The following is a 9,738-nucleotide window of genomic DNA, read 5'->3' as shown; positions in this document are numbered from 1 at the left end:
TGCGGTACGGCGAGACGGCCGCCTTCTGATAGTCCGTCGGCACCACGGTCAGCGGCAGCTTCCCCTTGGTCAGCCGCTCCCGGACCTTGCCCGCCAGCGCGGCCTGCGCCTTGGCCGCGGCCTCCGGGCCGGTGCCGAAGCCGCGCCGGTCGGTGCCGCAGTGCCACTCGTCGAAGGAGACGTCCAGGAACTCCAGCTGGAACGCCCCGAAGCCCAGCTTGCGCAGCCCGTCCAGCTTGGCCAGCAGCGCGTCCACGTCCCGGCCCGAGCTGTAGCAGAACGACTGCCCCGGATCGATCGAGTACCCCAGCGTCACGTGGTTCTGCCGGGCCGCCTCGGCCAGCCGGCGCAGCTCCTCGGCCTCCGCCTCCGGGTACGGGTCGCGCCAGCGGGAGAGCCGGTACCGGTCGGCGCCGGGCGCGTAGAGGTAGAAGTTCTGCTTGGTCCGCCCGAGGAACTCCAGCTGCGCGATCCGCTGGTCGGTGGTCCACGGGTCGCCGTGGAAGGACTCGGCCAGGCCGCGCACCGGCGCGCCCGAGGGCCAGTCCCGCACCGCCACGCCCGGGAACGCGAAACCCCTGCCGTCCGGGGCCGGGGCCAGCAGCTGACGCAGGCTCTGCGCCGCGTGGTACGTCCCGTCCGCGTCCACCCCCGCCAGCACCACCGTGCCGTGCGGCCCGCCCTCGCCCGGCGCCTGACCCGCCGCCAGCAGGTAGCCCCCGGCGGGCAGTCCGTCGAACGAGAGCCCCTCGGTGTCCCGGCGCCCGGCCGCCTGCGCCAGCTCCCGCAGCGCCCGGTCGGCCGCGCCGCCGGCCAGCTCGGCCGGGCCGCCCACGTACACCGTCAGGCTCCCGGGCGCCGGGCGCTCCGGCGGGCCGGCCAGCGGGGTGATCTCCGTCGCCCCGGCCGAGGTCAGCAGCGCCCTGAGCAGGTCGACCGCCGGGCCGTCCGCCTTCTCCGCCGCCACCAGCTGCACCGTCGCGGGCACCGTGACCGGCTGCCCGGCGACGGTCAACTGCTGTGGACGCGGGAAGACCTGAGGATCCACCAGGGATCCGAGCGGGGTACGGGCCGCCGTGCTGACAGGCCGTCCGGGCGAGGGCTCCGCCCACGCCGCACCCGGCGCCGTCACCAGCAGCCCGCCCACCACGGCCGCCGCCGACAGCGTCGCGGCCAGCCGCAGCGTCGCCCGCCGCGGGCCCGGTCGCCGCCGCTCCGCCCGTACGGAGGCCAGCAGCGGCGGGGTGCCCTTGAAATCGGCGATCAGCCGGTCAGCCACGCGCGGCGCGAGCTGACGGGCCGTCCGCGCGGTAGCCCTCCGGGCCGCCAGCGCGGCCGGGTGGTACAGCACGTCACGGAGGGCCGCACTCTGCTCGATCCGCTGCCGCAGCAGCCTCCCGGCGGCCACCGACACCCGAGCCTGCACAGGACCCTCCTCGCCCACATCGCCCCAGTCCACGTGCCCCCGGCGGCACAGCCCATCAGCAAGCCGAAACAGTGTCAACGCCCCCGCCCCCTATGTCCGCTATACAACCATGTGCACCCGCACACACCCGCCTCCGCCCGCCTCCGCCCGCCTCCGCCCGCCTCCGCCCGCCGGAGGCGGGTCAGGGGCGCGAGGAACTGCGCGAATCGGAAGGCGGAGCCGCGCTAGGTCGGGGCATGCGAGCCAGTTGCACGTGCTGCCGTTCCCCCGCGCGCAGTTCCTCGCGCCCCTGGCCGCCCTTCGGGCGGCTCCGGGGCGGCGCCCGAGGCGCGGCGGCGTGTCGGGTCGGGTCGGGTGGGGTGGGCGCGGGTAGGACTGGGGGTGTCCGTACGGTTCCACCGAGCGCAGGAGCCTTGAAGTGGCCGCTTATCTCGACCGTGACGCAGCCGACCCGCAGCAGGCCCCGGCCCAGGAGCCGCCGCCCTCACCGGAGTTGGCCGCCCTGGCGCACGCGCACGGAGTGGACACCACGTACGACGTCGGCGCCGGCCCGGTGCCGGTCGCGCCACACACCCTGGTCGCCGTCCTCGCCGCCCTCGGCGTCGACGCCTCCACCCCGGCCGCCGTCCGCGAAGCGGCCGAGCGCCAGCGTGCCGAGCTCGCCGCCCGCCTGCTCCCGCCCTGCGTGGTGGTCCGCGCCGGCCGCCGTACCGCTCTGGACGTCCCGGCCGGCGCCCGCCTCTCGGTGGAGCTGGAGAGCGGCGGCACCTGGACCCTGCCGCCGTCCCGCTCGCACTGGCTGCCCGCCGACCTCCCGCTCGGCCGCCACCGCCTGACCGTCCGCACCACCGACGGCCAGGCAGACTCCACCCCGCTGATCGTGGCCCCGCAGCGGCTCCCGGAGATCGGCCGCCGGTCCTGGGGTTTCCTGGCCCAGCTCTACTCGGTGCTCTCCGAACGCTCGTGGGGCATGGGCGACTTGGGAGACCTGGCCGAGCTCGCCGCCTGGTCCGGCCACGCCCTCGGTGCGGGCTTCGTGCAGCTCAACCCGCTGCACGCCGCGCTGCCCGGTGCCCCCTCCGACCCGTCCCCGTACCGCCCGTCCTCCCGCCGCTTCACCGACCCGGTGCACCTGCGGGTCGAGGCGGTCCCCGAGTACCCGTACGCCGACCAGGCCGAGCTCGCCGAACTGGCGGACAGGGGACGGCGGTTGAGCCAGGAGGTGCTGGCCCACGACGGCCTGGTGGACCGCGACGCGGTGCGGGCCGTCAAGCTCCAGGCCCTGGAGCTCCTCCACCGGGTCCCCCGCGGCCTCGGCCGCGAGGCCGCCTACCGGGCGTACGCGGCCCGCGAGGGGAGCTGGCTGGAGCGGTACGCGCTCTGGTGCGCGCTGGCCGAGGTGCACGGCGACGACTGGCACCACTGGCCGAAGGGCCTGCGCCACCCGGACAGCCCGCACGTCGCCAAGGCCGCCCAGGACCTGGCCGAGCGGACCGAGTTCCACCGCTGGCTGGCCTGGCTGACGGACCACCAGCTCGGCGAGGCCCAGCGGGCCGCCGAGGAAGCGGGCATGCCGGTCGGCCTGGTGCACGACCTGGCGGTCGGCGTGCACCCGGACGGCGCGGACGCCTGGGTGCTGCAGGACGTGCTGGCGGCCGGCATCTCGGTCGGCGCCCCGCCGGACGCCTTCAACGCGCACGGCCAGGACTGGGGCCTGCCGCCCTGGCGCCCGGACGCGCTGGCCGCCGCCGGGTACGCCCCGTACGCGGAGCTGCTGCGGGCGGCGGTGCGGCACGCGGGGGCGCTGCGGATCGACCACGTGATGGGGCTGTTCCGGCTCTGGTGGGTGCCGGCCGGGCTGCCGCCCACCCAAGGCGCGTACGTGCGCTACGACGCCGAGGCGATGCTCGGGGTGCTGGCCCTGGAGGCGCACCGGGCCGGCACCTACGTGATCGGCGAGGACCTGGGCACGGTGGAGCCGGGAACGCGCGAGGAGTTGACGACCCGTGGGGTGCTGGGCACCTCGGTGCTCTGGTTCGAGCGGGACTGGCGGTCGGACGGCGCGATCCTGCCGCCGGAGCGCTGGCGGGCCGCCTGTCTGGCCACCCTGACCACCCACGACCTGCCGAGCACGGCGGCCCGGCTCTCCGGCGAGCACGTGGAGCTGCGCCACCGGCTCGGCCTGCTGGTCCGCCCGCTGGCCGAGGAGCAGGCCGAGGCCGCCGCCGAACTGGCCGACTGGCAGGCCGAACTGACCCGGTTGGGCCTGCTCGCCGAGGGGGCGGAGCCGACCGCCGAGGCGCTCTACGCCTTCCTGCTGGCCACCCCGGCCGAGCTGGTCGGGGTCTGGCTGCCGGACCTGGTGGGGGATCCGCGCCCGCAGAACCTGCCCGGCACCTGGGACCAGTACCCGAACTGGCGGCTCCCGGTGGCCGACCGGAGCGGACGCCCCGTCACCCTGGAACAGCTGACGGCCTCCGCCCCGGCCGCCCGGCTGGTGGAGGTGCTCGGAAGGCGCACCCCGGCGAGCGGCGCCCGGTAAGCGGCCGGTACCTTGGGAAACGTGGACAAGAGGAACGCTTTGCGAGCCGGTGCGGTCACCGCCACGGCGACGCTGATGATGCTGCTGACGTCGCCCGCCGCCCTGGCGCTGACCCGGGACGACGGCGACGACCCGGGTACTGGCATCAGTGTGGCCCAGACCCTCGGCCTGTACGTGGCCGCCCCGTTGGTCGCCTTCGCGATCATCGCCGGCCTGGTGATGATCCCGTCCCTGGGCAAGAAGAAGTAACCGGCACCCGCCACCCGTACCAGACGGAAGGACCGCCACCCGGGCGAACCCGGGTGGCGGTCCTTCCGCGTCTGGCGGACCGTCAGTGGCCCAGCTCCCGGGCGCCGGCCGACCGGTCGGCGGCCTGGGCCTTGAGCGCGCGCTCGACGGCGGCGCGGGACTCGACCACCATCCGGCGCAGCGCCGGGGCCGGCTCGGCCGACTCCAGCCAGGCGTCGGTGGTGTCCAGGGTGGACTGCGAGACCTGGAGGGCCGGGTAGAGGCCGACCACGATCTGCTGCGAGATCTCGTGGCTGCGGGTCTCGTAGACGCCCTTGATCGCGGCGAAGTACTTCTCCGCGTAGGGGGCGAGCAGCTCGCGCTGGTCGGCCTGGCCGAAGCCGCCGATCACCGCGTCCTGCACGTAGTTGGTGAGGTCGTCGCGCTCCACCACGGAGGCCCAGGCCTCGGCCTTGGCCTCCGTGGTCGGACGGGCGGCGCGGCAGGAGGCGGCGCGCTCCTGGCCGGCCGCGGTCGAGTCGCGCTCCAGCTCGGCGGCGACGGCGGCGTCGTCGGCCCGGCCGGTGGCGACCAGGCGGCTGAGCAGCACCCAGCGCAGCTCGGTGTCGACGGCCAGGCCGTCCAGCTCCGTCGAGCCGTCCAGCAGACCGGCCAGCAGGTCGAGCTGACCCTCCGTCCGGGCGACGGCGGAGAGCGCGCGGGCCCAGGCCAGCTGGAGGTCGCTGCCGGGGGCGGCGGCGCGCAGCTGCTGCTCGGCGGCGGCGGCCCAGCGCTCCAGGCCCTGCGCGCGCCAGGCCGGGTCGGCGTACATGTCCAGGGCCAGCTTGACCTGGCGCTGCACCGACTGGACCACGCCGATGTCGCTCTCCCGGGCGAGGCCGGAGAGGGCCAGCGCCAGGTAGTCGCGGGTGGCCAGCTCGCCGTCGCGGGTCATGTCCCAGGCGGAGGCCCAGCACAGCGCGCGGGGGAGCGAGGTGGCGAAGGCGCCCAGGTGCTCGGTGACGGCGGCCAGCGAGTCGGCGTCGAGCCGGACCTTGGCGTAGGAGAGGTCGTCGTCGTTGAGCAGCAGGACGGTCGGGCGGACCTTGCCGACCAGCTGCGGCACGGCGGTCTCGGCGCCGTCCACGTCCAGCTCGATCCGCTCGGTGCGGACCAGCTGACCCTCCTTCAGCTCGTAGGCGCCGATGGCGATCCGGTGCGGGCGCAGCACGGCCTCGCCCTTGGCGCCGGCCGGCAGCGCCGGGGCCTCCTGGAGCACCGAGAAGGAGGTGATGACGCCGGCGGCGTCGGTCTCCAGCTTCGGGCGCAGCACGTTGATGCCGGCCGTCTCCAGCCAGGACTTCGACCAGGCCTTGAGGTCACGGCCGCTGGTCTGCTCCAGGGCGCCGAGCAGGTCGCTCAGGCGGGTGTTCCCCCAGGAGTGCGCCTTGAAGTAGGCCTGCACGCCCTTGAAGAACTCGTCCTGGCCGACGTACGCCACCAGCTGCTTGAGCACCGAGGCGCCCTTGGCGTAGGTGATGCCGTCGAAGTTGACCATGACGTCCTCGAGATCGTTGATCTCGGCCATGATCGGGTGGGTCGAGGGGAGCTGGTCCTGCCGGTAGGCCCAGGTCTTCATCTCGTTGGCGAAGGTGGTCCAGGAGTCCGGCCACTGCGAGCCGGCCGCCTCGGCCTGGCAGACCGACTCGGCGTAGGTGGCGAACGACTCGTTCAGCCAGAGGTCGTTCCACCACTCCATGGTGACCAGGTTGCCGAACCACATGTGGGCCAGCTCGTGCAGGATCGTGGACGCCCGGGCCTCGTAGGCGGCGTCGGTGACCTTCGAGCGGAAGACGTACTGGTCCCGGAAGGTGACCGCGCCCGCGTTCTCCATGGCGCCGGCGTTGAACTCCGGCACGAAGAGCTGGTCGTACTTCTCGAACGGGTACGGGCAGTCGAACTTCTCCTGGAAGAAGTCGAAGCCCTGCCGGGTGACCTCGAAGATCGCGTCGGCGTCGAGGAACTCGCGCAGCGAGGGGCGGCAGTAGACGCCCAGCGGCACCACCTGGTCGCCGCTGCGGTACTCGGAGAAGACACCGACGTAGGGGCCGGCGATCAGCGCGGTGATGTAGGTGGAGATCCGGCCGGTGGGGCTGAACCTCCAGATCTGGGTGTCGCCCTCGCCCTCGGGCTGCGGGGTGGGCGAGTTGGAGATGACGGCCCAGCCGGTGGGAGCGGTCACCGTGAAGGTGAAGCTCGCCTTGAGGTCGGGCTGCTCGAAGGAGGCGAACACCCGTCGGGCGTCCGGCACCTCGAACTGGGTGTAGAGGTAGGTCTCGCCGTCGACCGGGTCGACGAAGCGGTGCAGGCCCTCACCGGTGTTGGTGAAGGCGCACTCGGCGACCACCTTCAGCTCGTTCTCGGCGGCCAGGCCCGGCAGTGCGATCCGGCTGTCGGCGAACGAGTCCAGCGGCAGCGCCCGCCCGTTCAGGACGATCTCGGAGACGCTCGGCGCCACCAGGTCGATGAAGCTCTCGGCGCCCGGGGTGGTGGCGGTGAACCGGACCGTGGTGGTGGAGCGGAAGGTGCCGCCCTCACGGGCCGAGCTCAGGTCGAGGTCGATGTCGTACGACTCCACGTGCAGGAGCGCGGCCCGGGTGCGGGCCTCCTCACGGGTCAAGTTGGTGCCAGGCACTCGCAGGACTCCTTTGTCAGGCATGGGTGCGGCCATCCTTCCACGTCGCCCCGGCCGCCCGCCTCCGAGTACCCGGCGGACCTCTCCCAGACAACGATCCGTGTTCGATCTGCGTTCAGGCCGGGTTCGCTCTTGACGAGGCGTCGGGCGGGTGGCCGAGCATAGGGTTCAGAAGTTGAAGGTGAATATCCGGAGCTCCGCCGCAACGGCGCGGCTGGCGCGGGGGCCGTCGGGCCGCCGTGCCCAAGGAGGGTGAATCATGTCGCTGGACACACCTGGATCGCAGTCCTCGCTGCACCGGGCCAATCTCGAACGGGTACTGCGAGCGGTCCGGATGGCGGGCTCGCTGACCCAGGCGGAGATCGCCCGGTCCACCGGACTCTCCGCGGCCACGGTGTCCAACATCGTCCGGGAGCTGAAGGAGAGCGGCACCGTCGTGGTCGCCGACACCTCGTCAGGTGGCCGCCGGGCACGCTCCGTCTCGCTCAGCGGGGACGCCGGCATCGTGGTCGGCGTGGACTTCGGCCACACCCACCTGCGGGTCGCGGTCGGCAACCTGGCGCACCGGGTGCTGGCCGAGGAGAGCGAGCCGATCGACGTGGACGTCTCGGCCCAGCAGGGCTTCGACCGCGCCGAGGCGCTGGTGGCCCGGCTGCTGACGCAGGCCGGCTTCAAGGCGGAGAAGGTGATCGGGGTCGGCCTCGGCGTGCCGGGGCCGATCGACCAGGAGACCGGGGCGCTCGGCTCCACCGCGATCCTGCCGGGCTGGACGGGCATCGCGCCCGGCCGGGAGCTCTCCCAGCGCCTGGGCATGGAGGTGCACGTCGACAACGACGCCAACCTGGGCGCGCTCGGCGAGCTGGTCTGGGGGGCGGGCCGCGGGCTGACCGACCTGGCGTACATCAAGGTGGCCAGCGGCGTCGGCGCCGGTCTGGTGATCAACGGTCAGATCTACCGGGGCCCGGGCGGCACGGCGGGCGAGATCGGGCACATCACCCTGGACGAGTCCGGTCCGGTCTGCCGCTGCGGCAACCGCGGCTGCCTGGAGACCTTCGTCGGCTCGCGGTACCTGCTCAATCTCTTGAACGCCAACCACCCGGGGGAGCTGACCCTCACCAAGGTGGTGCAGCTGGCCCAGCAGGGCGACCTCGGCTGCCGCCGGGTGATCGCCGACGCCGGCCGGCAGATCGGCACCGGCGTGGCCACCCTGTGCAACCTGCTCAACCCCCGCCGGGTGATCCTCGGCGGAGACCTGGCCGAGGCCGGTGACCTGGTGCTTTCCCCGATCCGGGACTCGGTGGCGCGGTACGCGATCCCCTCGGCGGCGCGTCAGCTCTCGGTGGTCCCGGGCACCTTGGGCGGCCGGGCGGAGGTGCTCGGGGCGCTCGCTCTGGTGATGAGCGAGATGGGCGAATCGGGCGCAATCCGGCAGACCACCGGTGCGGGGGCCTGACTCCGGAAATCGCTCTCCCGCGTCCGATTGTGGTGAAGCCGAGGCCGAACGTGTCCGTTTGGTCTCGGCTTCGCCTTCATGAAGATAACGAAAAGGTTCGGATCGGCGTTCGCTTGGTTTTACTTATTGACGACAAGCGATCGTCAGAGGTTGACTCCGTCTCACCTCGCCGCGATGTTGCGGCTCCGTCAGGGAGGCACCCCCCACCATGAACGCAATGATGCGTCGCGTCGTCATCGGTACCGCCGCTGTGTCGATGGCCCTCGGTATGGCCGCCTGTGGCAAGGCCGGTGACGACAAGAAGGACAGCGCTTCGTCGGGCGACACCAAGTCGATCGGCCTGCTGCTCCCGGAGAACGCGTCCTCCACCCGCTACGAGTCCTTCGACAAGCCGTTCATCGAGGCCAAGGTCAAGGCGCTGTGCGGGGACTGCACCGTCAAGTACAGCAACGCCGAGGGCTCCGCCTCGAAGCAGAAGCAGCAGTTCGACACCCTGATCGCGCAGGGCGTGAAGGTGATCATCCTCGACGCCTTCGACGCCACCTCCACCCAGTCCTGGGTCAAGGAGGCCGCCGCGAAGGGCGTCAAGGTCGTGGCGTACGACCGTCTGGCCACCGGCCCGGTCGCCGCCTACGTCTCCTTCGACAACGAGAAGGTCGGCCAGCTCCAGGGCGAGGCGCTGATCGAGGCGCTGGGTGCCAAGGCCGCCGACGCCAACGTCGTGATGATTAACGGTGACGAGGCCGACCCGAACGCGGCCTACTTCAAGTCCGGTGCCAAGAAGGCGCTCGACGGCAAGGTCAAGAAGGTCGTCTACGAGGCCTCCGGCGAGTGGAAGCCGACCGTGGCCGGCCAGAAGATCGGCACCGCGATCACCAGCCTGGGCAAGGACGGCTTCCAGGCCGTCTACTCGGCGAACGACGGCATGGCCGCCGCCATCATCACCCAGCTGAAGGCCGCCGGGATCAACGTCCCGGTCGGTGGCCAGGACGCCGGCATCGACGCCATCCAGCGCATCGTCGCGGGCGACCAGGCGTACACCATCTACAAGGCGTACAAGCCGCTGGCCGACTCGGCCGCCGAGCTGGCCGTCAACCTGCTCCAGGGCAAGGACGTCAAGGCCGTCGCCTCCTCCACCGTGGACAGCCCGACCGACAAGGGCATCCCGGCGAAGCTGCTGACCCCGAAGGTCGTCACCAAGGCGAACATCAACGACACGGTGATCGCCGACCAGCTCTACAAGGTCGCGGACATCTGCACCGCCGACTACGCCGCCGCCTGCGCGGCCGCCGGCCTGAAGTAATTCCGGTACGGGCCGGCGCTCCTGACGGGGCGCCGGCCCCCCGCGCGGCGTGAATCCCACCGCCGCGCCCCTTCGACGTTTCTCGTACTAC

6 protein-coding genes are annotated in these 9,738 nt (G+C 72.8%); 4 read left to right on the top strand and 2 right to left on the bottom strand.

The window, feature by feature from the left end; translation table 11 throughout:
• A partial coding sequence (locus ACZ6ZR_RS06440) for a beta-N-acetylglucosaminidase domain-containing protein (RefSeq protein ID WP_465639945.1) occupies positions 1 to 1,426 on the bottom strand: 1,426 nt, incomplete at its 3' end.
• 418 nt (positions 1,427 to 1,844) lie between these two features.
• Here ACZ6ZR_RS06440 and malQ point away from each other — a divergent pair.
• Together malQ and ACZ6ZR_RS06430 are read left to right on the top strand one after the other, a co-directional pair.
• Entirely contained in the window at positions 1,845 to 3,968 is a 2,124-nt protein-coding gene (gene malQ / locus ACZ6ZR_RS06435) for a 4-alpha-glucanotransferase (RefSeq protein WP_465639943.1), read from the top strand.
• 21 nt (positions 3,969 to 3,989) lie between these two features.
• Positions 3,990 to 4,217, top strand: a complete 228-nt coding sequence (locus ACZ6ZR_RS06430) for a hypothetical protein (RefSeq protein WP_465639941.1) — start codon at positions 3,990 to 3,992, stop codon at positions 4,215 to 4,217.
• Between the two features lie 82 nt (positions 4,218 to 4,299).
• Here the strand turns inward: ACZ6ZR_RS06430 and pepN are convergent, their stop codons facing one another.
• Positions 4,300 to 6,891 carry an aminopeptidase N gene (gene pepN, locus ACZ6ZR_RS06425; RefSeq protein WP_465639939.1) on the bottom strand — a complete coding sequence of 864 codons (2,592 nt, stop codon included), beginning with the start codon at positions 6,889 to 6,891 and terminating at the stop codon, positions 4,300 to 4,302.
• A gap of 265 nt (positions 6,892 to 7,156) precedes the next feature.
• Here pepN and ACZ6ZR_RS06420 point away from each other — a divergent pair, with 265 nt between their 5' ends.
• Positions 7,157 to 8,344, top strand: a complete 1,188-nt coding sequence (locus ACZ6ZR_RS06420) for an ROK family transcriptional regulator (RefSeq protein WP_465640073.1) — start codon at positions 7,157 to 7,159, stop codon at positions 8,342 to 8,344.
• Between the two features lie 208 nt (positions 8,345 to 8,552).
• Positions 8,553 to 9,647 (top strand): sugar ABC transporter substrate-binding protein, encoded by a 1,095-nt coding sequence (locus tag ACZ6ZR_RS06415; protein WP_465639937.1) that lies wholly within the window; start codon positions 8,553 to 8,555, stop codon positions 9,645 to 9,647.
• Positions 9,648 to 9,738 lie beyond the last annotated feature (91 nt).

The organism is Kitasatospora sp. NPDC088742, from assembly GCF_055584905.1.
This window is presented reverse-complemented; position numbering and strand designations above follow the sequence as displayed.